The sequence below is a fragment of the Luteimonas salinisoli genome, from assembly GCF_013425525.1.
Lineage (GTDB): Bacteria > Pseudomonadota > Gammaproteobacteria > Xanthomonadales > Xanthomonadaceae > Luteimonas > Luteimonas salinisoli.
Genome location: NZ_JACCKA010000082.1, coordinates 1 through 26,154 on the forward strand (window position 1 = coordinate 1; position 26,154 = coordinate 26,154).

Annotated in this window: 22 protein-coding genes and 1 pseudogene; 7 read left to right on the forward strand and 16 right to left on the reverse strand. The window is 71.9% G+C overall.

Annotated features, from left to right (window positions below; translation table 11 throughout):
• Window positions 1-227 precede the first annotated feature (227 nt).
• Window positions 228-2,063, forward strand: a pseudogene (locus tag H0E84_RS14460) (ABC transporter ATP-binding protein); the annotation flags it as partial.
• Here H0E84_RS14460 and H0E84_RS20890 read toward each other — a convergent pair.
• The 5 genes from H0E84_RS20890 to H0E84_RS14485 form a co-directional block, all read right to left on the reverse strand.
• The gene (locus tag H0E84_RS20890) at window positions 2,027-3,226 is read right to left on the reverse strand and encodes a COG3904 family protein (protein WP_180679356.1); all 1,200 of its coding nucleotides are present in this window, start codon (window positions 3,224-3,226) and stop codon (window positions 2,027-2,029) included. The pseudogene H0E84_RS14460 and the gene H0E84_RS20890 sit on opposite strands and share 37 nt — an antisense overlap.
• Before the next feature lie 342 nt (window positions 3,227-3,568).
• A complete protein-coding gene (locus H0E84_RS14470; protein WP_180679357.1) occupies window positions 3,569-3,958 on the reverse strand; it encodes a SpoIIAA family protein in 390 nt (129 codons plus the stop codon).
• Between the two features lie 98 nt (window positions 3,959-4,056).
• The gene (locus tag H0E84_RS14475) at window positions 4,057-4,563 is read right to left on the reverse strand and encodes a methylated-DNA--[protein]-cysteine S-methyltransferase (protein ID WP_180679358.1); all 507 of its coding nucleotides are present in this window, start codon (window positions 4,561-4,563) and stop codon (window positions 4,057-4,059) included.
• Window positions 4,560-6,098: a DNA-3-methyladenine glycosylase 2 gene (locus tag H0E84_RS14480; protein WP_180679359.1), complete on the reverse strand. Its 1,539-nt coding sequence runs from the start codon at window positions 6,096-6,098 to the stop codon at window positions 4,560-4,562. The genes H0E84_RS14475 and H0E84_RS14480 overlap by 4 nt, the downstream gene beginning before the upstream one ends.
• 313 nt (window positions 6,099-6,411) lie before the next feature.
• The gene (locus H0E84_RS14485; RefSeq protein ID WP_180679360.1) at window positions 6,412-7,656 is read right to left on the reverse strand and encodes an alkaline phosphatase family protein; all 1,245 of its coding nucleotides are present in this window, start codon (window positions 7,654-7,656) and stop codon (window positions 6,412-6,414) included.
• Between the two features lie 178 nt (window positions 7,657-7,834).
• On the opposite strand from H0E84_RS14485, the gene H0E84_RS14490 reads away from it, so the two are divergent.
• On the forward strand, window positions 7,835-8,131 hold the full coding sequence (locus H0E84_RS14490; protein WP_180679361.1) for a hypothetical protein: 297 nt from the start codon (window positions 7,835-7,837) through the stop codon (window positions 8,129-8,131).
• A 43-nt stretch (window positions 8,132-8,174) separates the two neighbouring features.
• On the opposite strand, the gene H0E84_RS14495 is transcribed toward H0E84_RS14490, so the two are convergent.
• Entirely contained in the window at window positions 8,175-8,549 is a 375-nt protein-coding gene (locus tag H0E84_RS14495) for a Rieske (2Fe-2S) protein (RefSeq protein WP_180679362.1), read from the reverse strand.
• A gap of 79 nt (window positions 8,550-8,628) precedes the next feature.
• On the opposite strand from H0E84_RS14495, the gene H0E84_RS14500 reads away from it, so the two are divergent.
• The 4 genes from H0E84_RS14500 to H0E84_RS14515 all read left to right on the forward strand — a co-directional run bounded on the left by H0E84_RS14500 (window position 8,629) and on the right by H0E84_RS14515 (window position 11,582).
• On the forward strand, window positions 8,629-8,922 hold the full coding sequence (locus H0E84_RS14500; RefSeq protein WP_257644235.1) for a hypothetical protein: 294 nt from the start codon (window positions 8,629-8,631) through the stop codon (window positions 8,920-8,922).
• A 9-nt stretch (window positions 8,923-8,931) separates the two neighbouring features.
• Window positions 8,932-9,645: a fumarylacetoacetate hydrolase family protein gene (locus H0E84_RS14505; RefSeq protein WP_180679363.1), complete on the forward strand. Its 714-nt coding sequence runs from the start codon at window positions 8,932-8,934 to the stop codon at window positions 9,643-9,645.
• 32 nt (window positions 9,646-9,677) lie between these two features.
• Window positions 9,678-10,094, forward strand: a complete 417-nt coding sequence (gene mscL / locus H0E84_RS14510) for a large-conductance mechanosensitive channel protein MscL (protein WP_180679364.1) — start codon at window positions 9,678-9,680, stop codon at window positions 10,092-10,094.
• Between the two features lie 78 nt (window positions 10,095-10,172).
• Window positions 10,173-11,582 (forward strand): M28 family peptidase, encoded by a 1,410-nt coding sequence (locus tag H0E84_RS14515; protein WP_180679365.1) that lies wholly within the window; start codon window positions 10,173-10,175, stop codon window positions 11,580-11,582.
• A gap of 61 nt (window positions 11,583-11,643) precedes the next feature.
• Here H0E84_RS14515 and H0E84_RS14520 read toward each other — a convergent pair whose 3' ends face one another.
• The 8 genes from H0E84_RS14520 to H0E84_RS14555 all read right to left on the reverse strand — a co-directional run bounded on the left by H0E84_RS14520 (window position 11,644) and on the right by H0E84_RS14555 (window position 23,459).
• Window positions 11,644-12,477 (reverse strand): TrmH family RNA methyltransferase, encoded by an 834-nt coding sequence (locus H0E84_RS14520; RefSeq protein WP_345776324.1) that lies wholly within the window; start codon window positions 12,475-12,477, stop codon window positions 11,644-11,646.
• Window positions 12,478-12,481: 4 nt separating this feature from the next.
• Entirely contained in the window at window positions 12,482-13,915 is a 1,434-nt protein-coding gene (locus H0E84_RS14525; RefSeq protein ID WP_180679366.1) for an amino acid carrier protein, read from the reverse strand.
• A gap of 195 nt (window positions 13,916-14,110) precedes the next feature.
• On the reverse strand, window positions 14,111-14,677 hold the full coding sequence (locus tag H0E84_RS14530) for a GNAT family N-acetyltransferase (RefSeq protein ID WP_180679367.1): 567 nt from the start codon (window positions 14,675-14,677) through the stop codon (window positions 14,111-14,113).
• Window positions 14,670-17,804: an efflux RND transporter permease subunit gene (locus H0E84_RS14535; protein WP_180679368.1), complete on the reverse strand. Its 3,135-nt coding sequence runs from the start codon at window positions 17,802-17,804 to the stop codon at window positions 14,670-14,672. Before H0E84_RS14535 ends, H0E84_RS14530 begins: the two co-directional genes overlap by 8 nt.
• A gap of 36 nt (window positions 17,805-17,840) precedes the next feature.
• Entirely contained in the window at window positions 17,841-18,986 is a 1,146-nt protein-coding gene (locus tag H0E84_RS14540) for an efflux RND transporter periplasmic adaptor subunit (RefSeq protein ID WP_180679369.1), read from the reverse strand.
• A gap of 352 nt (window positions 18,987-19,338) precedes the next feature.
• Window positions 19,339-20,349 carry a class I fructose-bisphosphate aldolase gene (locus H0E84_RS14545; protein WP_180679370.1) on the reverse strand — a complete coding sequence of 337 codons (1,011 nt, stop codon included), beginning with the start codon at window positions 20,347-20,349 and terminating at the stop codon, window positions 19,339-19,341.
• A gap of 214 nt (window positions 20,350-20,563) precedes the next feature.
• A complete protein-coding gene (pyk, locus tag H0E84_RS14550; RefSeq protein WP_345776325.1) occupies window positions 20,564-22,030 on the reverse strand; it encodes a pyruvate kinase in 1,467 nt (488 codons plus the stop codon).
• 256 nt (window positions 22,031-22,286) lie between these two features.
• On the reverse strand, window positions 22,287-23,459 hold the full coding sequence (locus tag H0E84_RS14555; protein WP_180679372.1) for a phosphoglycerate kinase: 1,173 nt from the start codon (window positions 23,457-23,459) through the stop codon (window positions 22,287-22,289).
• Window positions 23,460-23,617: 158 nt separating this feature from the next.
• Here H0E84_RS14555 and H0E84_RS14560 point away from each other — a divergent pair, with 158 nt between their 5' ends.
• Window positions 23,618-24,007 (forward strand): MAPEG family protein, encoded by a 390-nt coding sequence (locus tag H0E84_RS14560; RefSeq protein ID WP_219339764.1) that lies wholly within the window; start codon window positions 23,618-23,620, stop codon window positions 24,005-24,007.
• Between the two features lie 15 nt (window positions 24,008-24,022).
• Here the strand turns inward: H0E84_RS14560 and H0E84_RS14565 are convergent, their stop codons facing one another.
• Together H0E84_RS14565 and H0E84_RS14570 are read right to left on the reverse strand one after the other, a co-directional pair.
• On the reverse strand, window positions 24,023-24,784 hold the full coding sequence (locus tag H0E84_RS14565; protein WP_180679373.1) for a LytR/AlgR family response regulator transcription factor: 762 nt from the start codon (window positions 24,782-24,784) through the stop codon (window positions 24,023-24,025).
• Window positions 24,781-26,007, reverse strand: a complete 1,227-nt coding sequence (locus tag H0E84_RS14570; protein ID WP_180679374.1) for a sensor histidine kinase — start codon at window positions 26,005-26,007, stop codon at window positions 24,781-24,783. Before H0E84_RS14570 ends, H0E84_RS14565 begins: the two co-directional genes overlap by 4 nt.
• Window positions 26,008-26,154: the final 147 nt, after the last annotated feature.

Below are 26,154 nucleotides of genomic sequence, written 5' to 3' on the forward strand. Positions count from 1 at the left end.
CCGGCCCTACGGCGGGAGCGGCGACGCCGGCCCGCAGGCCGCGGCCGGGCCGGGCCCGGCGGGAAGCGGCGCCCATCCGTCGCCCTCGTCTTCCCCGCCGGTGGCGGCGCGCGTCGTCGCCGGGCGCTGAGGACCTCGCCATGCACGGCACGGCTTCCCCGCTGCGCACACGTCCGGACCGCCCCGCGCACCCCTTCCCGAATCCGCTCCGCCACCCAGGACTCCGCATGCTTCGCTGGTTCGAAACCCGCCTCGATCCGTTCCCGCCGCTGCCGGCGAGGCAGCCGCCGCGATCGCTGGTCGCGTTCTGCCGCCACTACACCCGCGGCGCGGAGCGATGGCTGCTGCTGATGGCGCTGCTCAGCACCGCGATCGCGGTCGCCGAAGTGTCGCTGTACGCCTTCACCGGCGCGCTGGTCGATCGCCTGGGCGCGCATACCCCCGACACCTTCCTCGCCGCGGAGGGTGCAAGGCTGGCCCTAATGGCGGCCGTGATCCTGCTCGTGCTGCCGGCGCTCAACCTGCTCTCGTCGCTGGTGGTCCACCAGACCCTGCTCGGCAACTACCCGATGCGGATCCGCTGGAACGTGCACCGCTACCTGCTGCGGCAGTCGATGGGATATTTCCAGGACGAGTTCGCCGGCCGCATCGCCACCCGGCTGATGCAGACCTCGCTGGCGGTGCGCGAAACCGTGATCAAGCTGCTCGACGTCGGCAGCTACGTGGTGGTGTACCTGACCGGCGCGCTGCTGCTGGCGGCCTCGGCGGACTGGCGGCTGATGCTGCCGTTCGCGGCCTGGGCCGCGGCCTACGCCGCGCTGATGCGCTGGTTCCTTCCGCGGATGAGCCGGGTGGCGCGCGGGCAGGCGGATGCGCGCTCGATGATGACCGGCCGCATCGTCGACAGCTACACCAATATCGCCACCGTCAAGCTGTTCTCGCACTCGCGGCGAGAGCAGGCGTACGCGCGCGAGGCAATGGAGGGCTTCCTCGCCACCGTGCACCGGCAGATGCGCCTGGTGACGGCGGTCAACGTCGCCAACGACGCGATGAACATGCTGCTGCTGGCCGCGGTGACCGGGCTGGGACTGTGGCTGTGGCACGGGGATGCGGTCAGCATCGGCGCGATCGCGGTCGCCGTGGCGCTGGTGCTGCGGATGATGGGCATGTCGCAGTGGATCATGTGGGAACTGTCCGCGCTGTTCGAGAACATCGGCACCGTGCAGGACGGCATCAATTCGATCTCCCTGCCGCCAACGGTCGACGACGCGCCGGGCGCGCCCGCCGCAGCGCGCTCGGGCGGCGACATCCGCTTCGAAGGGGTGAGCTTCCACTACGGCAAGGGCAGCGGCGTGATCGACGGACTGGACCTGCACGTGCGCCCCGGCGAGAAGCTGGGCGTGGTCGGCCGCTCCGGCGCCGGCAAGTCCACCCTGGTCAACCTGCTGCTGCGCTTCCACGACCGCGAGCGCGGCACGATCGCCGTCGACGGCGTCGACGTCGCCAGCGTGCAGCAGGACTCGCTGCGCGCGCAGATCGGCGTAGTCACCCAGGACACCTCGCTGCTGCACCGCTCGGTGCGCGAGAACATCCTCTACGGCCGCCCGGATGCCACCGAGGCGGAGATGGTCGAGGCCGCCAGGCAGGCGCGGGCCCACGATTTCATCCTCGGGCTCTCCGACGCCGCCGGCCGCCGCGGTTACGACGCCCACGTCGGCGAGCGCGGGGTGACCCTATCCGGCGGGCAGCGCCAGCGCATCGCCATCGCCCGGGTGTTGCTGAAGGATGCGCCGATCCTGGTCCTCGACGAGGCCACGTCGGCGCTCGACTCGGAGGCGGAGGCGGCGATCCAGGAGAACCTGGCCACGCTGATGCGAGGCAAGACCGTCATCGCCATCGCCCACCGCCTGTCGACGATCGCGGCGATGGACCGCCTGATCGTGATGGAACGCGGACGGATCGTCGAGGAAGGCACCCACGCCGCCCTGTCCGCGGCCGGCGGCATCTACGCGCAGCTGTGGCGGCGTCAGTCGGGCGGATTCATCGACTGCGATCCGGCGTCGGCCTCGGCGGATCCGTCCCCCTCGTCTTCCGCCTCGACCGAGCCCGAGGTGCCCTCGGGCCCGGCCGGGTCGCGGGGCGGCGGCGCCAGCGGCGAGAACACCAGGTCGGCCGCGGAATCGAACTCCGACAGCGGGCTCTCGGCCGGGCAGGTCTCGTCCGGGAAACCGTAGTTCCGGCGCAGATCCAGTCCGCAGCTGCTGAGCGCCTCGAGCTCGGTATCCGGCGCCTTGCAGCGCGCGTCGAAGGCGCGCGCGAACGAATCGCGGCGGCGCACGAAGTCCTGTCCGCACTTGCGCATCAGGCGCAGGCGGTCGAGGTCGTCCTGGGCCGGATTCACGCCATCCAGCCCGTACAGCTGCAGCTCGTCGACGGTGAGCAGGCGCAGGTTGCGGTTGGGCACCGCCATCATCAGGTCGGCGATGGCGACCGCGACGCCGTTGCGCTCCAGGTAGGCCTGCACCCGGTCGTAGACCGCACGCAGCTCGGTGTTGAGTTCGGCGCGGGTGGTGGCGGTGGAGCTCATGCGGATGATGCGGTGGATGCCGACCCTGCCGGTGATCAGCCGGGTGTCGCCGGCGCCGAGCACGAACACGCAGGCGCTGTGGCACACCGAGCCCTCCCGCACCCAGATCGTCCAGCGCGACTCGGCGATGAAATCCCCCACCGCCATCGCGTCCTCGACCTGGCCGCCGGCGGAATCGATGTCGAGCACGCGCTTGCCGATGCCCAGCTCGTCAGCGACCTCGGTGACGCGCTCCATCAGCGCGGTGAACTCCGCGGTGATCCTTCCCTTGTAGCGCAGGCGGGTGACCCCGCGTTCCTCGCAGGGCGCCAGGGCCGCGATCACCGCCTCGCGCTCGAGCTCCAGCAGCGGTTCGCCGTCGCCCTGCTCCACGTAGTCGAGCTCGCAGCTGATCGCGGCGACCTGCTCGTCCAGGCGCAGCGGCGACCAGTCGGTCTGGCGCTCGTCGGGCGACACCGGCTCGGGCGGCTCGGCATCGGGCTCGACCGGCGCGATGCTGACCGCGCCGCCCTCGTCGGCGCTGGCGACCTCCTCGGTCTCCACCAGCAGCGCCTCCTCGGCCGGCGGCGGCTGTCGGCACGCAGCCATGACCAGGGCCAGGGCCATGCAGGAGACGGTCAGCCGGAGATGCATGGACATTTGGCGCACTCGACGAAGGGCATTCTGGAAGACCTGTGGATCCGCGGCAGTTCCTAGTCTAGGACCGCGCGCGGTGCGCGGACGAACGCGCGGTGAACCGGCGCGCGCGCATCGCGGCGCACCGCGGACGGTCCACGCGGCGCCTTCACCCCCGGTTTCCGGGTACGGCCCCAGGCTGGATGGTCTTCGACCATGCATGCGCCGTGCCAGGGGCTCGCCCCCAGCACACCGGTGGGACCGGCTGGATCGCGGTCGCGGTGGCCGTACGCGGGCGCGTCGGCGCCCTGCTCCCGCGCGTGCGGCCTGGCCCGGGCGCCTCCCGTGCCTGCGATCCGGTCCGGGTCAGGCGTCGTCGTCGTGCTTGGCGATGTCCGCCGCCCACTGCAGCGCCTGCGCCTGCTCCCCGGGAGCGAACGCGCGGACTTCGGTGCCGGGCAACAGCTTGCCGGCCATTTCCGAGACCTTGCCCAGCCAGTCGCGCTCGGTGACCACCGCGCCGCGGGCGAAGCGGTCGTAGTCGCCGAGCTTGGCGACGGCGTAGCGCAGGTCCTTGCCGATGGCGGCGGCCGACATCCCGGAGAAACCGCTCATGTCGGCGTACAGCCCGATACGGCGGTACTCGCCCAGCCGCGCCTCGATCTCGGCGATGCAGCGGTCGTAGTCGTCGCCGTCGAGGGTGCCGCTGAACTGGAAGGCCGCCACGTGGGGCGGCGCGGGCAGGATCTCGATCATGTGCGCGCTCCAGGGTCCGACAGGTTCGAGCCTAGCCCCGGCGCCGTTCCGACGGCGTCAAGCGCGGAACGGCCGCGTGGGCGCAGCTGCGCCGCGGTTCAGGCGCGGGCGAACAGCGGCTCCTGCGGCAGCGCGCCTTCCAGTTGCAGCAGGTAGTGCTTGGTCGGCAAGCCGCCGCCGAAACCGGTCAGCGAGCCATCGGCCCCGATCACCCGGTGGCAGGGCAGCACGATCGGCAGCGGGTTGCGGCCGTTGGCGGCGCCGACCGCGCGGGTCGCGGTCGGGCGGCCGAGGCGCCTGGCCAGCTGTGTGTAGCTCAGCGTCGCGCCGTAGGGGATCTCCGCCAGCGCGAACCAGACCTGGCGCTGGAACGCGGTGCCTTCCGGCGCCAGCGGCAGATCGAAACCGCGACCCCGGCCTTCGAAGTAGTCCTGCAACTGGTCCTGCGCGGCGTCCAGCAGCGGATGCCGGCCCTCGCGCCAGTCGATGCCGCGCCTGATCGGATGCCTGGCGGCGTGGAATTCGATCGCGTGCAATCCGGCGTCGGAAGCGGCGAGCAGCAGCGGGCCGACCGGGCTATCGATGCGGGTATGGAAGACGGTCATCGGGTGACTCCTGCGGATGCGGGGAGGGGTCTGATGCGGCCCGCGGCTGGTCTGGCGGCGGCGGGCATCGCGTCGCGCCACAGCTGGATCACCGCGTAGCCGCGCCAGGGGCGCCAGGCTTCCGCGCGCGCGCGCAGGGCCTTCGCGCCGAGGCGGCTGCCGTCGGTGGGAACCGCCTTCTGCAGCACCAGATCCTCGGCCGGGAACGCATCGGGATGGCCCAGCGCGCGCAGCGCGATGTAGTTCGCGGTCCATGGCCCGATGCCCGGCAGCGCGGTCCAGCGTTCGACGAACTCGTCGAGCGTGGCTTCCGGGCGGAAATCGACGCGCCCGTCGACCAGCGCCGCGGCGATCCCGCGGACGGTGTCGGCGCGCGCACTGGTCAATCCGATGCCGCCCAGGTCGGCTTCGGCCAGCGCCTCGGGCGTCGGAAAAAGACGGGCGAATCCGCGCGCAGCGAACGCTTCCGGCAACGGCGTGCCGAAGCGCTGCGCCAGGCGCGCGGTGAGGGTGCGCGCTGCAGCGACGCTCACCTGCTGGCCGATCACCGCGCGCACCGCGATCTCGAAGCCGTCCCAGCCGCTGGGGATGCGCAGCCCTGGGCGTCGCCGCAGCAGCGGGCGCAGCCGCGGGTCGGCGCGCAGCGCGTCCGCGATCGTGTCCGGATCGGCGTCCAGGTCGAACATCCGTCGCAGGCGGCCGACGAGCGCGAGCAGCGTCGCCGGCCGGCCGCCGTGCAGTTCCAGTTCGAGCGCGTGCTCCTTCGCGCCCCGGCCGGACGGCGCGCCCACCCGCAGCCAGCCGGGCGCATCCGCCGTGCCGAACACGCGCGAATAGCCGTGCGCGTCCACCACCTCGACCCCGGGCAGCGCGCGCCCGCGCAGGAAGTCCAGCGTGGCCGCGAAATCGTACGGCGGGCGGTAGTGCAGCCGCAGCCTCAGCGCATCCCCGCCGGCCGGCGCGACGTGCCTGCGCAGGTCGCGCGGGGCCATGGCATAGGCCTCGCGGAAACTGGTGTTGAAGCGGCGCAGGCTGCCGAAACCCGCTGCCAGCGCCACCTCGGTGATCGGCAACGCGGTCTCGGTGAGCAGCTGCTTGGCGAACAGCAGCCGGCGCGTCCCGTGCACGCCGATCGGCGGGGCGCCGAGGCGCTCGACGAACAGGCGCCGCAACTGCCGCTCGCCGATGTGCACGCGTTCGGCGAGCGCAGCGAGCGGCTGCTCTGCGAGCAGGCCCTGGTCGATCAGCTTCAGCGCCCGCGCCAGCACCTCGTCGCCGCGGCGCCAGGCGCCGTCGGCCGGCGACAGCTCAGGACGGCAGCGCAGGCACGGCCGGAATCCCGCGGCCTCGGCCGCAGCGGCGCTGCGGTAGTAGGTCACGTTCTGCGGCCTGGGCGCCGGCGCGGGACACACCGGCCGGCAGTAGATCCCGGTGCTGGTGACGGCGGTGAAGAACAGGCCGTCGAAGCGCGGGTCGCGGCTCAGGCGCGCCTGTTCGCAGACGCGGAGATCGGGGATGGCTGCGGCACTGGACATGAGGCCAGACTAGCACCGGGCCGAGGGCGGAACTGGCCGTTTTCGGACACCAATGACGCGTGCCGGCGGACCTCGGCCCGCTGTAGTCGCCCGGCACCGGGAAACGCCCGGAATCGGCGTCCACGCGCCGAGCCGCCCGCGCCTTCGCGGCCATGGGCCGCTAGAGGACGACGCCACGCCCTCGGAGGAAACCGCGTGGCGCAGCGCTCCTCGTAGGAGCGTGCCATGCACGCGAAAACCGGCGCGGTGGCCGACGCCGGGAATCACCGCCGACCCGACCGGAGCCGCCCGCGGCCTTCGCGGCCATGGGCCGCTACGGGACGACGTCGGGGTCGCGCAGTGCGGGTGCCAGGGTGCGCGGATCGCCGTCGCCGGGAAGCGGCTCCAGGCCCAGCAATCGCGCCAGCAGCGGGTAGACGTCGACATTGTCGAACGGCGGCAGTTCCATCGATTCGCGGAACGCCGGGCCGCGGGCGATGAAGATCGCCCGCATCGACGGCAGGGCGGGATCGAATCCGTGCGAACCGCGGGTGCCGGCAGGACGCCGCGCGATGTACTCGCTCGGGATCGCGTCCCAGCCCTCGTGCATCTGGCAGACGATCGGCGGAATGCGCGGATGGCTGCCGTAGTGCCAGCGCTCCGGCATCGCGGCCTTGCGCCAGCAGTCGTAGCGCCCGTGCGCCCCGAGCAGCGCGGCCTCGGCCTGCGCAGTCCGTCCCGGCTGCGGCCGGAAGCCGAGCACCTGGCCGAAGCTGACCGCCTGCGCGTCGGCCCCGTCGACCAGGTCCTCCACCGCCACCACCTGGCCGTCGGCCACTTCGGCCATCCCGTGATCGGAGACCACCACGATGTTGACCCGCTCCTGCAGACCGCGCCGCGCGATGCCCTCGAGCAGTTGCCCGATCGCGGTGTCGACCTCGCGCATCGCCTTGCGCAGCTCCGGCGAGTGCGGGCCGTGCGCGTGTCCGGCACCGTCGGGATGCTCGAAATACAGGGTCGCCAGCCGCGGCCGGCTGGCATCGGGCTCGGCCAGCCAGCCGAGCACCCTCCGCACGCGCGCGCGCATCTCCAGGGTCTCGTCGAACGCGCTCCAGCGCGTCGGCCGCACGCCGCGGACCGGCGCCTCGCTGCCGGGCCAGAACAGCGTCGCGGTGGGCAGGCCGGCGTTTTCGGCGGTCACCCACAGCGGTTCGCCCTCCCACCATTCGCCATTGCCCACGGCATCGCGGTCGCTGAGCCGGAACCAGCCCAGTTCCGGAGCGTGCATGGTGTTGTGGATCAACCCGTGGCGGTCGGGGCGCAGGCCCGTGACCATGGTGTAGTGGTTGGGAAAGGTCAGCGACGGATACGAGGGCGTCATCCATGCGGCACGCACGCCTTCGCGGGACAGCCGGTCCAGGTGCGGGGTATCGCCGCGGCCGAGCATGTCGGGATGCACGCCGTCCAGCGAGACCAGCAGCAGGGTCGGGGCGGACGGGGCGATGCCGGCGGGCGGCGCTGACGCGCATCCGGCCAGGAGCAGCAGGCAGGCGCAGAAGAAGGGGAGCGGGTTCGGCATGCCGGCAATGATAGGGCGGGCGTGTGACCGTCGTTGCGCATCCGCACCGCCGGCACCTGCGCCGGTCCTGCGACTGACGCGGCTCTGAACAGCGCCCTCGATCTTCGCCGTGCGGCGTCCGCGGGGGGCGTATCCTTGCCTGGTGGCAATGCCGCCATGCATCCGAGGAGGTATCGACATGAAACGCCTGTTGATCGCCAGCGCGCTGCTCGGCATGGCCTTCGCCGTCGCGGCGCAGGACGACGAACCCGAGGAGCGCACCGCCGCCGGCAGCGATCGCGGCAAGGCCGCGGAGCGCTATTGCATCACCGAGACCGGTTCGCGCGTGGTCGCCAGCCGCAATGCCCGCAACAAGAGCGAGCGCGAGGCCTGCGTCGCCGCCGGCGGCCGGGTCTATACCCGCGCCGAACTGGAAAGCACCGGCTCGGTCGACCTGGCCGACGCACTGCGCCGGCTGGATCCTTCGATCCGCTGATCTTCGATCCGCTGACCCCCGCCGGGCGGCGCCCGGCCGCCGCTCAGCGGCCGGCGTCGCCGTCCGCGCAAAGCAGCACCTGACCGTCGCGCACGACCACCGCGACCGCGCGCAGCGCCTCGCCGCGGCACGGCCCCGCCACGCACTCCCCGCCGGCGAGTTCGAAGCTGGCGCCGTGTGCGGCACAGACCAGCAGCCCCTCCCTGGAGCGCAGGAAGCGGCCCGGTGCCCAGTCCAGCCGGCGCCCGGCGTGCGGGCAGACGTTGAGCCAGGCGCGCGCCGCGCCGCCGTCGCGATGGACCAGCACGGATTCGGGCGCGCCCGCGACCACGGTCTCGACTTCCACCAACGCGCCGTCTTCGATCTGCGCAAGTGCCACGAGCGGCACATCTTCGTGCGGGCGATTTAACGAACTCATTACATTGTCCGGCGTCGCGCGCCCGATACTTCCCGCGTCGGCTCGATGCCGCATTGTGTCACGGCTGTCACAGGAACCCATGGTTTCCAATTTCTTCAATACCCTGCATCTGCGCTACCGCAGCTCCGGCGTCGCCGCGGCGTTCTCGCCGCGCAAGCCGCGCCATCCGTTGCTGCGTCTGTTGTTCGGCCTGGTCGGCCTCGCGCTGCTGGCGATGCTGCTGGTCTTCGGCGTGGTCGTCGGGCTGGCGATGCTCGCCGCGGGCGTGGCGATGCGCCTGCTGCGGCGCCGTCCACGCCCCGCTGTCTCCTCCGCCCGCGACGGCGCGCTCGACGGCGAGTTCCGTGTCGTCGAGCGTCCCCTGCTGCGCTGAGGCCCGCGCATGAGCGATCTGGTCCCGGCGCCGCACGTGCCGCGCCTGGCGGTACGCGGCGGCGGCAGCTTTCCGGTGCGGCGGATCTACTGCGTCGGCCGCAACTACGCCGACCACGCCCGCGAGATGGGCGCCGACGCACCCGCCTCGGCGGAGACCCGCGGCACCCCGGTGTTCTTCATGAAGCCAGCCGACGCCGTCGTCACCGAGCGCGGCGTTCCCTACCCGCCCGGCACCGCCGACCTGCATCATGAGGTGGAACTCGTAGCGGCGATCGGCGCCGACGCTCCCGACGGCGTGCTCGCCGTCGAACGCGCCCCGGCCCTGGTGTTCGGCTACGCGGTTGGCCTGGACCTGACCCGGCGCGACCTGCAGGCCGAGGCCAAGCGCAAGGGCCTGCCCTGGGATACCGCCAAGGGATTCGACCACTCGGCGCCGATGAGCCGGCTGGTGCCGGCCTCGGAGATCGGCGAACTGGCGGGACGCACCCTGACGCTCGAGGTCAACGGCGACGTGCGCCAGCGCGCCACCCTGGACATGATGATCTGGAGCGTCCCCGAGATCCTGCACGAGCTGTCGAAACTCTACGCGCTGCGCGCCGGCGACCTGGTGTTCATGGGCACGCCCGCGGGCGTCGCGTCGCTGCAGCCCGGCGACCGCTGCCGCGCCAGCCTGGACGACGCCATCGTCCTCGACTGCGAGATCACCGCACCGCGGGCCTAGCGCCCCGCGCATGCCAGCTGGAGGACCGGACGATGGGGATGATGTCGGAGTACAGGGAATTCGCGATGCGCGGCAACGTCGTCGACCTCGCGGTCGGGGTCGTGATCGGGGCGGCGTTCGGCAGGATCGTGACCGCGCTGGTCGACGGCCTGATCATGCCGCCGCTGGGGCTGCTGATCGGCGGGATCGACCTGTCGGAACGGGTGGTGACCCTGCGCGAGGCGACGGTCGACGCCGCCGGCGAGGAGGTTCCCGCGGTGGTGCTCGCGATCGGCGAGTTCCTCAACACGCTGCTGCAGTTCGCGATCATCGCCTTCGCGATCTTCCTGATGGTCAGGCTGATCAACCGCCTGCACCGCAGGCGCGAGGCGGCGCCCGAAGCGCCGGCCGCGCCGCCGGAGGACGTGCTGCTGCTGCGCGAGATCCGCGACGAGCTCAGGAAGCGCTGACCCGCCCGGTTCGGCGCATCCGGCGGGGATCGCGGCCTGCTAAGCTCGCGGCTTCTTTTTTTCGCTCCGGAGTGCCCGATGCGTGTCGCGCCGCTGCTGCTCGCCCTTTCCCTGAGTCTGTCCGCGGCCGTCGCGGCGCAGGACGCCACGCGCATCCCCGACGCCGCGCTGGACACCGCCGCGCAGCTGCGCGCGCAGGCGCTCGCCGACGATACGGGCTGGAAGGTGATCGAGTCGCTGACGACCGAGATCGGGCCGCGCCTGCCCGGCAGCGAGGCCGATGCGCGCGCGGTCGCCTGGGCCGAGGCGAAGTTCGCCGAGCTCGGTTTCGACCGCGTCTGGACCGAGCCGGTGACGTTCCCGAAGTGGGAGCGCCGCAGCGAGCGCGCGTACGTGCTCGGCGCGCACGCGCAGCCGCTGGTGGCCACCGCGCTCGGCGGCAGCCCCGGCGGCGAGATCGAGGCCGAGATCGTGCGTTTCGCCGACTTCGCCGCGCTCGAGGCGGCGCCGGTAGGGTCGCTGCAGGGAAAGATCGCGTTCGTGGACTACCGTATGGAGCGCACCCGCGACGGCAGCGGCTACGGCGACGCCGGGCCGATCCGCGGCCGCGGCCCGGCGGTGGCCAGCGGCAAGGGCGCGATCGGCTATCTGATGCGTTCGATCGGCACCAGCGCGCACCGTGTCGCCAATACCGGCATGACGCGTTTCCCGGACGGCGCGGCGCCGATCCCCGCGGCGGCGCTGTCGCTGTCCGACGCCGACCAGCTCGGCCGCCTGCTGCAGCGCGGCCCGGTGCGGGTGCGGCTGGAGCTCGACTGCGGCTGGAACGGCGAGTACACCTCGCAGAACGTCATCGGCGAGATCACCGGGCGCGAATCGCCGGAGGAAGTGGTGATGATCGCCGGCCACCTCGACTCCTGGGACCACGGCACCGGCGCCGTGGACGACGCTTCGGGCATCGGCATCACCATGGCGGTCGGGCACCTGATCGGCCGGCTGCCCCAGGCGCCGAAGCGCAGCATCCGGGTGATCGCTTTCGCCAACGAGGAGCAGGGCCTGATCGGCGCCCGCCAGTACGCCGAACGCCACGCCGGCGAAATCGCCAGCCACGTGATCGCCGCCGAGAGCGACTTCGGCGCCGGCCGCATCTACGCCTTCGACAGCAGCGCGCCGGAGCACGCGCAGGCCGCGATCCGGCGGATCGCCGAGGCGCTGGCGCCGCTGGGGATCGAACACACGCCGGGCGCCGGCAGCCCCGGCCCCGACATCATCCCCCTGGCACAGGCGGGCGGCGCCTGGGCCTGGCTGGGACAGGACGGCAGCGGCTACTTCGACCTGCACCACAACGCCGACGACACCCTGGACAAGGTGGACCCGGAGGCCGTGGCGCAGAACGTCGCCGCCTACGCGGTGTTCGCCTGGCTGGCGGCCGAGGCCGAGGGCGACTTCGGCAGCACCCCGGACGCCGCCCAGGCCACCGCCGAATAAGGCCTCGCAGCGGTCGGCGGCTCGCCGCCGCCGGCGAGCGGCGCCTGGCGCGGAAACCCCGTCAGCCGGCGGGCACGCGCATCCGCCACGCCGCCAGCAGGACCGCCGCGGCGGCGGCGACGTTGAGGCTCTCGACCGCGCCCGTGCCCGGAATCGACAGGCGCAGGTCGCAGGCGGCGGCCAGCGCGTCGTCCATGCCCCCGCCCTCGGCGCCGAGCACATAGACCAGCCGTCGCGGCAGCTGCACGGCGAACAGATCCTCGCCGCCGCGCACCACCGTGGCCGCCAGCGCGAAACCGGCCCGGCGCAGCGCCGCCAGGGCCGCCGCGTCGTCGGCAATGCGCACCAGCGGCACCGCCTCTGCGGCGCCCTCGGCGACGCGCGCCGCGGCGCCGGAAACGGCCAGGCCCGAACGCTGCGGCAGCAGCACCGCGACGACCCCGAAATGCGCCGCCGAACGCAGGATCGCACCGAGGTTGTGCGGGTTGCCGACGCCGTCGAGCCACAGCGCGCAGGCACCGCCGGCGGGCACGCCCCGCAGCCAGTCCTGCAGCGCCGTCGGCTCGGCGCGCAGCACGTCGGCGACCACGCCCTCGTGGTGCGCGCTGCCGGCCAGGCGCTCGAGCTCGCCCTCGTCGACCACGCGATAGCCGATCCGGTTGTCCACGCACCATTTCAGCAGCGGCTGCAGCTGCGGGATGCGCGCCTGGACCAGGTACAGCTTGCGAATCGCCTGCGGGCGCCGCGCGAACACCGCCTGTACCGCATTGACGCCGTACAGGCGCAGCTCGGCGCGGCGGTCGGGACGCGGCGACCGCGTGGGCGGCTGCCCTGCCGCACCCGTCCGTCCCGCCCACGGCGAGCCGGACGGTCGCCGCGGCGGCCCCGACGCCACCGCGTCAGTCCTTCCTGCGCCAGAAATCGGCGTTGCGGATGCCCAGCGCCTCCGGATCGAACACCGGCTCCTTGCCCGCGGCCTGCTGGCCCTCGTAGTCCCGCAGCGCCAGCAGCGCCGGCTTCTGCAGGATCAGGATGGCGACGATGTTGAGCCAGGCCATCAGGCCCACGCCGATGTCGCCCAGGGTCCAGGCCATCTCCGCGGTGCGCACGGCGCCGAAGGTGACCGCCGCCAGCAGCGCCAGCCGCAGCGCGAACACCATCCATGGCCGGTGCACCTTGCGGTTGATGTAGGTGACGTTGGTCTCGGCCATGTAGTAATAGGCGAGGATGGTGGTGAAGGCGAAGAACAGCAGCGCGACCGCCACGAACGCCGCACCCCAGCCCGGCAGTACCGACTCCACCGCGTACTGGGCGAAGCCCGGCCCGGCCTCGATCCCCGGCAATGCCTCGACGATCATCTCGCCGCCGCGTCCGACCACGTTGTACATGCCGGTGGAGAGGATCATGAACGCGGTGGCGCTGCACACCACCAGGGTGTCGACGTACACCGAGAACGCCTGCACGAAGCCCTGCTTGGCAGGATGCGAGACCTCGGCGGCGGCGGCGTGGTGCGGCCCGGTGCCCTGCCCCGCCTCGTTGGAATAGATGCCGCGCTTGACGCCCCATTCGATCGCCAGCCCCAGCACCGCGCCCATGCCCGCCTCCAGGCCGAACGCGCTGCGGAAGATCAGCCCGAGCATCTCCGGCACCGCGGAGACGTTGAGGAACATGATCACCAGGGCGATCAGCAGGTAGGCCAGCGCCATGAACGGCACCACCACCTGGGCGAAGCTGGCGATGCGCTTGACGCCGCCGAAGATGATGAAGCCCAGGCCCACCACCACGAAGGCGGCGGTCGCCGTCGGCGGCACGCCCCAGGCGTTGCTCATGCTCGACGCGATGCCGTTGGCCTGGACCCCCGGCAGCAGGAAGCCGGTGGCGATCACGGTCACCACGGCGAACAGCCAGGCATACCAGCGCTGGCCCATGGCCTTCTCGATGAAATAGGCCGGACCGCCGCGGTAGCGGCCTTCGTCGTCCTTCTCCTTATAGATCTGCGCCAGCGTCGATTCCACGTACGCCGTGGAAGCGCCGAGGAAGGCCACCACCCACATCCAGAACACCGCTCCGGGCCCGCCGAAGGCGATCGCCGTGGCCACGCCGGCGATGTTGCCGATGCCGACGCGTCCGGACAGCGACATCGCCAGCGCCTGGAACGACGACACACCGGCATCGGACTTGCCGCCGCTGAGCAGCAACCGGATCATCTCGGGAACCCTGCGCAGCTGCATGAATCGCGTCCTGATCGAGAAGTACAGGCCTGCGCCCAGGCACAGCGCGATCAGCGGCGGGCTCCAGATGATGCTGTTGAGGGTGTTGACGATCTGTTCCACAGGCGCGCTCCCCGGTTGGACGGCTACGGGCCCGCGGCGCGGACCAGCGCCCGATTCTCCACGATCCGGTCACAAACGCGAAACTGCGCAACGCCGGGCAGGCCGGCAGGCGGCGATCCGGTTTCCCGCGCGCCTGCCGGCCCGATGCGGCGGAGGACGCGCCGTCCGCCGCGGCGCGAGCGGCATCGCGCGGTCCTACGCGGGGTCGCCGCGGTCCCGCCCGAGCTTGGCGAACACGCGCAGGTCGTGCAGGTGTCCGCGCTTGAGCACCGCGCAGCGCAACACCCCCTCCTCCACGAAGCCGTTCTTCTCCAGCACCCGCGCCGAGGCGCGATTGCCGTCCAGCACCGTGGCGAACAGGCGCCGGAGCGCGAGTTCGCGCATCGCCCACGGCGCGAACGCCGCGACCGCGCGCGTCATGATGCCCCGCCCCCAGTGCGCGCGCCCGAGCCAGTAGCCGAGTTCGGCAGCGTGCGCCCGCTCGCCGCTGCCGGGCCGCGCGCCGATGCCGCCGCAGGCCTGGCCGGCGATCTCGATCGCGAACACCGGATGGGCCAGGTCGACGACCTCGCCGGCCAGGAAGCGGCGGCCGTCCTCGCGCGTGTAGGGATGCGGGAAACGGTCGCTCACCGCGCGCGACACCTGCGCGTCGTCGGCATGCCGCACCAGGTCGTCCAGGTCGTCGCCGCGCCAGCGCCGCAGGACGAACCCCTCTCCGGCGAGGCGGATCCCGGACCAGGGGCCGGCCTGTCGCTCAGGCATGGCCGCTCACCGGCGGCGTGTCGGCCTCCAGCTGCTCCAGCTTCCTCGCCAGCGCCTCGGGCGAGCGGGTGAAAGGAGCGAGCAGCGCGTAGAACGCGGGCACCACGAACAGCGACAGCAGGGTGGCGAAGGCGACGCCGAAGATCACCACGACGCCGATGGTGGCGCGGCTGGCGGAGCCGGGGCCGCCGGCGGCCACCAGCGGCACCGCGCCCATGGCGGTGGCCGCCGCGGTCATCAGGATCGGCCGCAGCCGCACCGAGGACGCTTCGGCGATGGCCTCGCGCACGCTGCGCCCGTCGTCGCGCAGCTGATTGGCGAACTCGACGATCAGGATGCCGTTCTTGGCCGCCAGGCCGACCAGCATGATGATGCCGATCTGGCTGAACAGGTTGAGAGTGCCGCCGGTGATCCACAGGCCGATCAGCGCGCCGAGGATCGCCAGCGGCACCGTCAACATGATCACCACCGGGTGGATGAAGCTCTCGAACTGCGCGGCCAGCACCAGATACACCACCAGCAGCGCGAGGGCGAAGGTGAGCAGCACCGCGCCGCCGGCCTCCTGGTATTCGCGCGACTCGCCGCGCCAGTCGATCTGGGCGTGGTCCGGCAACTCCTCGGCGGCCACCCGGTAGCTCCAGTCCAGCGCCTCGCCCATGGTGTAGCCCGGCGCCAGGCCGCCGCTGATGGTGATCGCACGCAGGCGGTTGAAGCGGTTGAAGCTGCCGGGCTCGGCGATCTCGCTGAGCGTCACCAGGTTCGACAGCGGCACCAGCGCGTCGCCGCGCCCGCGCACGTAGGTGTTCTCGAGGTCTGCCGGGGACGTGCGGCTGTCGCGGCCCGCCTGCAGCATGACGTCGTATTCCTCGCCGTCGTCGACGAAGGTGGTGACCTGGCGCGACCCCATCATCGTTTCCAGGGTCCGCCCGATCTCGGTCACGGCCACGCCGAGGTCGGCGGCGCGCTCGCGATCGATGTTGACCCGCATCTGCGGGCGGGTTTCCTTGTAGTCGGAGTCGATGTCGGTCAGCCCTGGGTTCTCCGCCATCCGCGCCAGCATCCGGTCGCGCCAGACCGCCAGCTCTTCGTAGTTCGGGCCGCCGAGCACCATCTGGTAGCGCTGGCCGCGCACGCGGATCAGCCCGCCCGGGACCCGCGCCCGCACCTCAACCCCGGGAAGCTCGGCGAATTCTCCGCGGAGCCCGGCCACCAGTTCCTCGGTGGCGACGTCGCGTTCGTTCCACTCCTGCAGAAACACGATCACCTGACCGGTATGCATCTCCTCGCTGCCGCCCCAGCCGCGCGGCACGCGCGAGTTGGCGCGCTGGATCGGCCTGTCGTCGCCGATATGGCCGCCCAGAATCTCCTCGACCTGCTGCATCTGCGCCACGGTGTAGTCGAAACCCGCGCCTTCGGGCCCGTCCACGGTGATGAAGAAGATGCCGCGGTCCTCCGGCGGCGCCAGTTCACTCGGCACCCGCCAGATCAATACCGCGATCAGCGCCAGACAGGCGCCCATCGCCAGCAGCAGCAACAGCAGCAGGCGCCGCCCCTGCAGGGCCACCATGCGCGAGATGCGGCGCCCGTAGCCGACGCTGAGCCGGCCCAGCTGACGGTTCATCCACGCGTTGAAGCCTGTCTCCTTGCCGTGCGGGCGCACCAGCTTGGAACACATCATCGGCGTCAGCGACAGCGCGACGAACGCCGAGATCGCCACCGCCGCGGCCAGCGCCACCGACAACTCGCGGAACAGCCGCCCGCTGTTGCCCTCCATGAAGCCGACCGGCAGGAACACCGACACCAGTACCGCGGTGGTGGCGATCACCGCGAACGCGACCTGGGAAGTGCCGCGCCGGGCGGCGACCAGCGGGGGTTCTCCAAGGTCCGCGCGTCGCTGCACGTTCTCGAGCACCACGATCGCATCGTCCACCACCAGCCCGATGCACAGCACCAGCGCCAGCAGGGTGAGCAGGTTGATGGTGAACCCGAACGCGTACAAGGCGACGAACGCCGCGATCAGGCAGACCGGCACCGTCACCGCGGGAATCAGCGCCGCCCGCGCGCTGCCCAGGAACAGCCAGATCACCAGCACCACCAGCCCCATCGCCTCGAGCAGGGTCCAGTAGACCCGTTTGATGGAGGCGTCGATGAACACGGTGCTGTCGTAGGCGACGAAGATCTCGGTGCCTTCCGGGAGGGTCTGCTGCACGCGCTCGGCCTCGGCGCGCGCCGCGCGTACCACGTCCAGCGCGTTGGCGGTCGAGGTGCGGACGATCCCGAGCCCGACGTTCGGCACGAAATTGCTCCGCAGATAAGCGCGCCGCTCCCGCGCCCCGAGTTCGACCTCCGCCACGTCGCCCAGGCGCACCACGTAGCCATCGTCGCCCTGACGCAGCGGCACCTGCGCGAACTGCTCCGGTTCGAGGTAGCCGCGCTCGACGCGCAGGATGAAGTCGCGCTGCTCCGATTCGATGCTGCCGGCCGGCAGTTCGACGTTCTCGCTGCGCAGCGCCGCCTCCACGTCGCCCGCGGTGATCCCCCGTGCCGCCATCGCTTCCCGGTCGAGCCAGACGCGCATGGCGTAGCGCTGGCCGCCGCCCATGTTCACCCGCGCCACCCCGTCGATCGACGAGAAGCGGTCGACCACGTAGCGCTCGGCGTAGTCGGTCAACTCCAGCGTGTCCATGTTGCTGGAACGCATGTTGAGCCAGACGATGACGTCGCCGTCGGACTCGGCCTTCTCGATCTCCGGCGGGTCGGCCTCCTGGGGCAGGCGGTCGGCCACCCGGCTGACCGCGTCGCGCACGTCGTTGGCCGCCGCCTCGATGTCGCGGGTCAGATTGAACTCGATGGTGACGTCCGAGCGGCCGTTGCGGCTGCTCGACTCGATCGTGTTGATGCCCTCGATACCGGCCAGGGCGTCTTCCAGGATCTGGGTGACCCGGGTTTCCACCACCGCCGCCGAGGCGCCTGGATAGCGCACGTCCACCGATACGATCGGCGGATCGATGTTGGGCAGCTCGCGCAGGGTCAGGCGCATGAACGACATCAGCCCGAGCACGACCAGCATCAGGCTCATGACCACCGCGAACACGGGACGCTTGATGGAGAGGTCGGAAAGGCGCATGCGCTGCTCGGGTTGGATGGGCGGGACCCGGCGGGGTCAGTCGGTCGGCGCGCCGGACGGCGGCCGCGGCGCCACCTCGTCGCCCTGCGCGCCGCTGTCCGCGGACTCCGCGGAGGCGGGCTGCTCGGCCGCCGCCGCGGGCGGCACGTCCTCGATCTTCAGACCCGGCCGCAGCTTGCCGGTCCCGTCGACCACGATGCGGTCTCCGGGCGCGAGACCTTCGATCACCTCGGCGCGCCCGGAGACACGGGAGCCGATCCGCACCGGCGCCTGCTCGACGGTATCGTCCGCACGCACGCGGTAGACGAAGGTCTCGCGACCGACCTGGACCACCGCGATCTCCGGAACCACCAGCGCCGGCCTGGCGGGCCGCTCGAGCCGGACCTGCACCAGCATGCCGGGCCGCAGCGCGCGATCGTCGTTGGGGAAATCGCCGCGCACCATGACCGCGCGCGAGGCGGCGTCGACCCGCGCATCGATCACGCTCACCACGCCCTCGAACTCGCGGCCGGGCCAGGCGCTGCTGCGTCCAACCAGGCGCTGGCCTTCGGCCAGATTGGCCAGCTGCGCCTCGGGCACCGGGAAATCCACGTAGACCCGCGAGATGTCGTCCAGCGAGGCGATCTCGGTACCCGGCTGCACCAATGCCCCGGGGCTGACCTGGCGGATGCCCAGCCGGCCGGCGAAGGGCGCGCGGATCGAACGGTCGCCGAGATTGGCGCGGATCTCCTGGACATTGGCGCGTGCCGAGTCGCGGATGGCGCGCTGGGTATCCAGCGAGGCGCTGGCGATCAGCTGTTGACGGGCCAGTTCGCCCTGCCGCCGGTACAGGCGATCGGCCTCGACCGCCGCGGCTTCGGCGGCGGCCAGCGAGGCGCGCTGCTGGTTGCCGCTGAGGGTGATCAGCACCGCGCCCGCCTCGACCTCGTCGCCGCTGTCGAAGTGCACGCGGTCGACGGTCTCGCTGACCTTCGCGGTCACTATGATCGACTCGCGCGCTCGCACCGTCCCCAGCGCCTGGATGGTGTCGCTCCACGGCTGCTCGCGGACCTCGCCGGTGGTCACGGTCACCGCGTCCTGCGGCGGACCGCGCTGTGCGTCGTCGTCGCTGCAGGCCGCGAGCAGCGCGCTGCAGATCCCCAGCAGCAGGAAGGAAAAACGGGGGCGGCGATGGATCGGCATGCGGGTCCGAGGCTCGGGCAATCCGGTCGATTTTATCCGCTGCGGCCGTGACCGCCGTGTGCCTTCAGCCATGCGCCGGCGCGCCGGCGCGCGGTCAACCGCTGGCGCTCTCGCGCGTTACGCGGCGCCGGAAGCGGCGTCCGCAGCGATGCCGCACGACCTCGGCGGAGGCGCTCTCCACGCCGTTGTTCGCCGTTGTTCGAGAACGTCGGCAAAGGCCGGGGGCGACGACCGGCGGGCGGAACCGCCTTGCGGCCAACCGACGCCCGCAGAGCGGAGCGGACCGGTCCGGATGCGAAGACGCCGGCGGATGCCGGCGTCTTCCGTTTCGCTCACCGGACGCGAGACCGCCTCACGCGGCCTTCGACCACTGCCCCAGCGCCGCCAGGCCGTTGTCCTTCGCGCGCGCGTAGACGGTCTCCTGGGCCCTGGGCACGTTATTGGCCAAGTCCTCGGACCACAGCTTCAGCGCCGCCTGCTGCATCGCCCGGCCGTAGGAGAACGACAGCGGCCACGGGTGCGGACCCATGCGGTTCATCGCGTCCAGGTGCGCGGTGGCGTCCTCGTCGGACTGGCCGCCGGACAGGAACACGATGCCCGGCAGGATCGCCGGCACCGCCGACTTCAGGCACATCAGGGTCGACGCGGCGACCTCCTCCACCGGCACCTTCTCGCCGCTGGACTTGCCGGGAAGCACCATCGACGCCTTGAGGATGGTGCCCTCGAGCATGACGTTGTGGTTGTAGAGCGCGTCGAACAGCGAACGCAGGGTGACCTCGGTGACCTCGTAGCAGGTCTCGATGTCGTGGCTGCCGTCCATCAGCACCTCCGGCTCGACCATCGGCACCAGGCCGTTCTCCTGGCACAGCGCGGCGTAGCGCGCCAGCGCATGGCTGTTGGCCTCGATGCAGGTGCCGGAGGGAATGTCTTCGCCGATGGTGATCACCGCGCGCCACTTGGCGAAGCGGGCGCCGAGCTTGTAGTACTCCTTGAGGCGGTCGCGCAGCCCGTCCAGGCCCTCGGTGATCACCTCGCCGGGAAAGCCCGCCAGCGGATGGGTGCTCTTGTCCACCTTGATCCCGGGGATGATGCCGTTGTCGGTCATGACCTTGGTGAAGGGCACGCCGTCGCGGGTGGACTGTCGGAGGGTCTCGTCGTAGAGGATCGCGCCGCTGATGTACTCCGAGAGGTTCGGCGTGGTCAGCAGCAGCTCGCGGTAGGCGCGACGGTTCTCCTCGTTGTTGGGGATGCCCACGCCGTCGAAGCGCTTGGCGATCGTGCCCGTGGATTCGTCGATGGCGATGATGCCCTTGCCCGCGGCGACCATGGCCTGGGCGGTTTCGGCAAGCTGTTCGATGCTCATGTGGTGGGGTCTGCCTGGCTGCGGGAAAGACCCGGAGTATAGCCCGCCGCGGCGTTCCGACGCCGTTATCGCGGAGGCAAGAACCCGCGAAACCGGCGCCGCCCGGGCACGCCCGTAGAGCCGAGCTTGCTCGGCTGCGGAGACCCCGGAGCCGAAAGCGGCTCTGGTCTGCGGGGACGGCTCCGGAGCCGGGAGCAGCGGAGCGAGCTCCGCTCTACAGGCCGCCGAGACCCTCGGCGCGGCCGTCGGCGCCGACCTGCAGCAGGCGCATCGTGTTGGTGGCGCCGTGGGTCTCCATGCGCTCACCGCTGGTGAACACCAGGCGATCGCCGACCACCAGCTGGCCCGCGTCGAACAGCCGCTTGACCGCGCCGCGCGCCGCTTCGCCCGGGGTCTGCCCGCGGCTGTCGTAGTCGATCGGGAACACCCCGCGCATCAGCGCCATGCGCCGGCGTGCATCGGCGTGGCGCGAGAAGGCGTACACCGGCGCACTGGCGCGGAACCGCGTCAGGTAGCGCGCGGTACCGCCCGACTCGGTCATCGCCAGGATGGCGCGCACGCCGATGTGCTCGGTGAGGAACATCGCCGCCATCGCGATCGCCTGGTCGGCGCGCTCCAGGTCGCGGGGCGCGGCCTCGAAGTCGGTATCGGCCTCGAACTGCTTCTCGGCACCCACGCACACCCGCGCCATCGCCTCCACCGCGCGCACCGGGAAGTTGCCGGCCGCGGTCTCGGCCGACAGCATCACCGCGTCGGTGCCGTCGATCACCGCATTGGCCACGTCCAGCACCTCGGCGCGGGTCGGGATCGGGCTGTCCACCATCGACTGCAGCATCTGGGTGGCGGTGATCACCACCTTGTTCTGGGCCACCGCCTCGCGGATGATCTTCTTCTGCAGGCCCGGCAGCTCGGCATCGCCGATCTCGACGCCGAGGTCGCCGCGCGCCACCATCACCACGTCGCTGGCATCGACGATCTCGGTCAGGTTCTCGATCGCCTCGGCGCGCTCGATCTTGGACACCAGCGCGGCGTCGCTGCCGGCGGCCCGCGCCAGCCGCCGCGCCTCCTCCATGTCGGCGGCGTTGCGGCAGAACGAGACCGCGATGAAGTCGACGTCGATCTCGGCGGCCACGGAAATGAGGGCGCGGTCGTGATCGGTGAGCGCGCCGAGCGAGAGCCCGCCGCCGAGCCGGTTGAGCCCCTTGCGGTCGGACAGCACCGCGTCGTTGAGCACCGAGGTGACGATGCGCTCGCCCTCGATCGACTCCACCTGCAGCTGCACCATGCCGTCGTCGAGCAGCAGCACGTCGCCGGCGCGCAGGTCGCCGGGCAGGCCCAGGTAGCTCACCCCAACCTCGCGCCCGTTGCCCGCCGGCGCATCCTCGCGCGCCAACAGGTCGAAACGCTCGCCGGTGCGCAGCTGCACCTTGCCCTCGGCGAAGCGTTCGATCCGGATCTTCGGCCCCGGCAGATCGGCGAGGATGCCGACCTCGGCGCCGACGCGCTTCGCCGCTTCGCGCACCGCCTGCGCCCGCGCCTTCTGCGAGGCCGGATCGCCGTGCGAGAAGTTCAGCCGCACCGCATCGACGCCAGCGCGCAGCAGCGCATCGAGCACCCCGGGAGGATCGGTGGCCGGACCGAGGGTGGCGAGGATGCGGGTACGGCGCTGGTATTCGTTCACTGGTCTCTCCCTTCGGCAGCGTGGAAACCTAGCACAAAGCCGCGACGCGCCGGCCGGCGCCGCGGCGCCGATGCGTTGCATCTGAAACCAATCGCCGGCACCGGCGAAATCGGCTTCGCTCCGGTTCCAGCGCCACCCTGGCATCCACGATGCTGGACCGCCTCTCGCGCTCCGCGGTCCGCCTCGTGGAACGCCGGCTCCCCGACTCCCGCGTCTTCGTGCCGCTGCCCACCCTGGTCGCCGCCGTCGCGGCCCGTCAGCCCCGCGCCTCCAGCGCGGCGACCGCGGGCAGGGTCTTGCCTTCCAGGAACTCCAGGAACGCGCCGCCACCGGTGGAGATGTAGCCGATATCGTCGGCGATGCCGTACTTGTCCACCGCCGCCAGGGTATCGCCGCCGCCGGCGATCGAGAACGCCCCGGAGGCCGCGATCGCCCGCGCCAGGGTCTCGGTGCCGCGCGAAAAGGCCTCGAACTCGAAGACCCCCACCGGACCGTTCCAGACCACGGTGCCGGCCCGGGCGATCAGCTCGGCGTAGCGCTCGGCCGTGTCCGGGCCGATATCGAGGATCAGGTCGTCGTCCGCGACCTCGTCGACAGGCTTGACCGTCGCCTCCGCGTCCGGGAGAAACTGCTTGGCCACCACCACGTCCCCGGGCAGCGGAATCTCCGCGCCGCGCGCCCTGGCATCGGCCACGACCTTGCGGGCGGTATCGAGCAGCTCGGCCTCGTGCAGCGACTTGCCCACCGCCTTGCCCTGGGCGGCGAGAAAGGTGTTGGCGATGCCGCCGCCGACGATCAGCTGGTCCACCTTCCCCACCAGGTTGGCCAGCAGCTCCAGCTTGGTCGATACCTTGCTGCCGGCGACGATCGCCAGCAGCGGGCGCGCCGGCTTATCCAGAGCCTTGGCCAGCGCGTCCAGCTCGGCCATCAGCAGCGGGCCGCCGGCCGCCTGCGCGGCGTGGCGGATCACGCCATGGGTGGACGCCTGCGCGCGATGCGCGGTACCGAAGGCATCCATCACGAACACGTCGCACAGGGCGGCGTACTTCCTGGCCAGGGCCTCGTCGTCGGCCTTCTCCCCGGGATTCATGCGGCAGTTCTCCAGCAACACGATGCTGCCGGGCTCGACCTCGACGCCGTCGACCCAGTCGCGCACCAGCGACACCTTGGTCCGCAGCAGCGCGGCCAGGCGGTCGGCGACCGGTTGCAGCGAGTCCTCCGCGCTCCATTCGCCCTCCTTCGGCCGGCCCAGGTGGGACATCACCATGACCGCCGCGCCCTGCTCCAACGCCCGCTTCAGCGTCGGCAGCGAGGCGGTGATGCGCTGCTCAGAGGTGATCCTGCCGTCCTCGATCGGCACGTTGAGGTCCTGGCGGATCAACACCCGCTTGCCGGACAGGTCGAGGTCGCTCATTCGAAGGATGGCCATGGAGTATCCCGTTTCGTCGTGGGGGCCCGCACCAACGGCGAACGCCGGCGGCGGCAGGATGCCCCGGCATTGTCGCGGCAGCGGACCCCGCGTTCAAACGGCGGGCGGCCCAGTGCCGCAGGCTGCTAGGCTGGCTCCACCCCTGCCGGAGCATCCGCATGCCGACCGAAATCCAGATGCTTGCCTGGGCCGTCGGCCTCGGCATCGTGCAGCTGTTCCTCGCCGACGCGGCGATGACCCGCCAGCGAGGCCTCAAATGGAACGTCGGCGCGCGCGACGGCCAGCCGCCTCCGCTCGACGGGATGGCGGCGCGGCTGGACCGCGCGCTGCGCAATTTCCTGGAGACGTTTCCGTTCTTCGCCGCCGCGGTGCTGGCGCTGGCGGCCACCGGCCGCAACGACGAGGCGACCGCGCTCGCGGCGCAGACGTACTTCTGGGCGCGCGTGGTCTATGTGCCGCTGTACGCCTTCGGGGTGCCGTACCTGCGCTCGCTGGTGTGGGCGGTGGCGCTGTGGGGCATCCTGCGGATGCTCTGGCCGCTGTTCTGAGCGCGGCACGCCCGCCTACATCCCGCGGAACCGGTGCAGAAACGCCGGGCTGACCGGCAGGGTCTCGTCGCAGTCGCGCAACCGCAGCCGGTACTTGCCCAGCTCGTTCCTGCGCACCCGGTCGATGGCCGAGACCCTGACCACCGCACCGCGGTGCACCTGCCAGAACGCATCCGGGTCCAACCCGGCCAGGAGCTCCTTCAGCGGGGTGCGGATCACCGCCTCGCCGTCGACGGTGACGACGCGCACGTACTTGTCCCGGGCCTGGAAGAACAGAACTTCCTCGATACCGATCATCCGCACGCTGTCGCCGACGCTGGCGCTGATCCAGCGGATCAGGCGCGCGCCCCGCGGGCGCAGCCGGGCCTCGAGATCCTCGACCAGCGCCTGCAGGTCCGCGGGTGGCGCATGCCGGAGCCGTTCGCGCAGGCGCTTCACCGCCTGGCCCAGGCGCACCGGTTCGACCGGTTTGAGCAGGTAGTCCACCGCGCCTGCCTCGAAGGCGGCGATCGCGTGCTCGTCGTAGGCGGTGGTGAACACCACCAATGCGCCGGCCGATACGGCGGCGCGCGCCACGTCCAGGCCGCCCACTCCGGGCATGCGGATGTCGAGGAAGGCGACACGCGGCCGGTGCTCCGCCACGGCCGCAAGCGCCGCGATGCCGTCGTCGCAGGCGGCCACCACCTCGAGTTCCGGCCAGGCCTCCGCCAGCATGTCGAGCAGCGCGGCGCGCTGCGGCGCCTCGTCCTCGGCGATCAGCGCGGTGACCGCGCTCATGGCGCCGACTCCTGCAGCGGCACGCGGATGCTCGACACCGCACCGCCGCCCGGGCGCCCCTCCAACCGCAGGTTGGCGAGGCCGCCGTAGCGTGCGGCGAGCTGCTCGCGCACGTTCGCCAGCCCGACCCCACCGCCCACGCCGGGCGTCAGCCCCGCACCGTCGTCGCTCACTTCGACCAGCAGCCGGTCCCCGTCGACGCCCGCGGTCACGCGCACGGCGACCGGACCGGGACTGGGCTCGACGCCGTGCTTGACGGCGTTTTCAACCAGGGTGATCAGGAGCAGCGGCGGATACGGCCGCGCGCGCAGCGACGCGTCGGCGTCGATCGCGTAGTGCAGGCGCTCGCCGATGCGCAGCCGCATCAACTCCAGGTAGCTCCTGCAGATGTCGAGTTGCTGGCCGAGGGTGGAGTGCAGCAGCGCGCCGTCGTCTCGCAGCTTCGGGATGGTCGCGCGCAGGTGTTCGACCAGGGCGTCGAGGATGGCTTCGGCGCGCGCCGGCTCGTGGCGCACCAGCGCCCGCACCGAGGCCAGCGTGTTGAACAGGAAGTGCGGCTCCACCTGCGCCTGCAGCACCCCGAGACGCAGTTCGGACTGGCGCTTCTGCGCGCGCAGCTCGGCCATCTCGCGGTACTGTTCGCTGCGTTCCCAGCGGCGCCGCTCGCCGAAATAGGCGCGCAGCGCCAGGCCGCCGCCGAACAGTCCGTACACGACCAGCAGGAACAGGAGGTTGACGGCGAGCGCGAGGACGCGCTCGGCGCCGGCCAGCGGCGGCCGCGACGGGCGCATGGGACCGGCGCCGGCCATCAACTGCTCGATCTGGCTGGATGCCCACCAGTCGACGAGTCCGCTCAAGCCCACCCCCACCAGGACCGCGGCCACCACCATCCGCCGCTCGCGACGCAGGGTCCAGCGCCGGTAACGCACCCAGGTGGCCAGCGCCGGGCCGGCCGTGGCCATCAGCAGGAACGCGCCGAACAGGTGCGCGCCGGCCAGCAGCCCTGTCCGGTAGTCGGCGGTGGACACGCCGACACCGGCCACCGTCGCCGCCGCGAACAGGCCGATCGCCAGCGCGAACAGCAACGTGCGTCCGCGCAGCCAGGGCCCGCTGAAGACCGGGTAGCGGCGGTAGCGGCTCCACACCGCGTTGCCACCGACCAGCACGTCGTCGGGCAGCGGCCGGTGAAGCGCATAGACCGCGGCGGAGGACGCTGCGCTCATCGCCCACCACCGCCCGGGCGGCCGCGTCCGTCGGGGGCGGGTGGAGCCATCCGCGCCGGCGGGCCTGCCGGGAAGGACCGGGCCATCCCGGCCGCATTCCGGGTCGCGCCGGCAGGGGCGTTGCCGGCCTCTGCCGCGGCGCTGCAC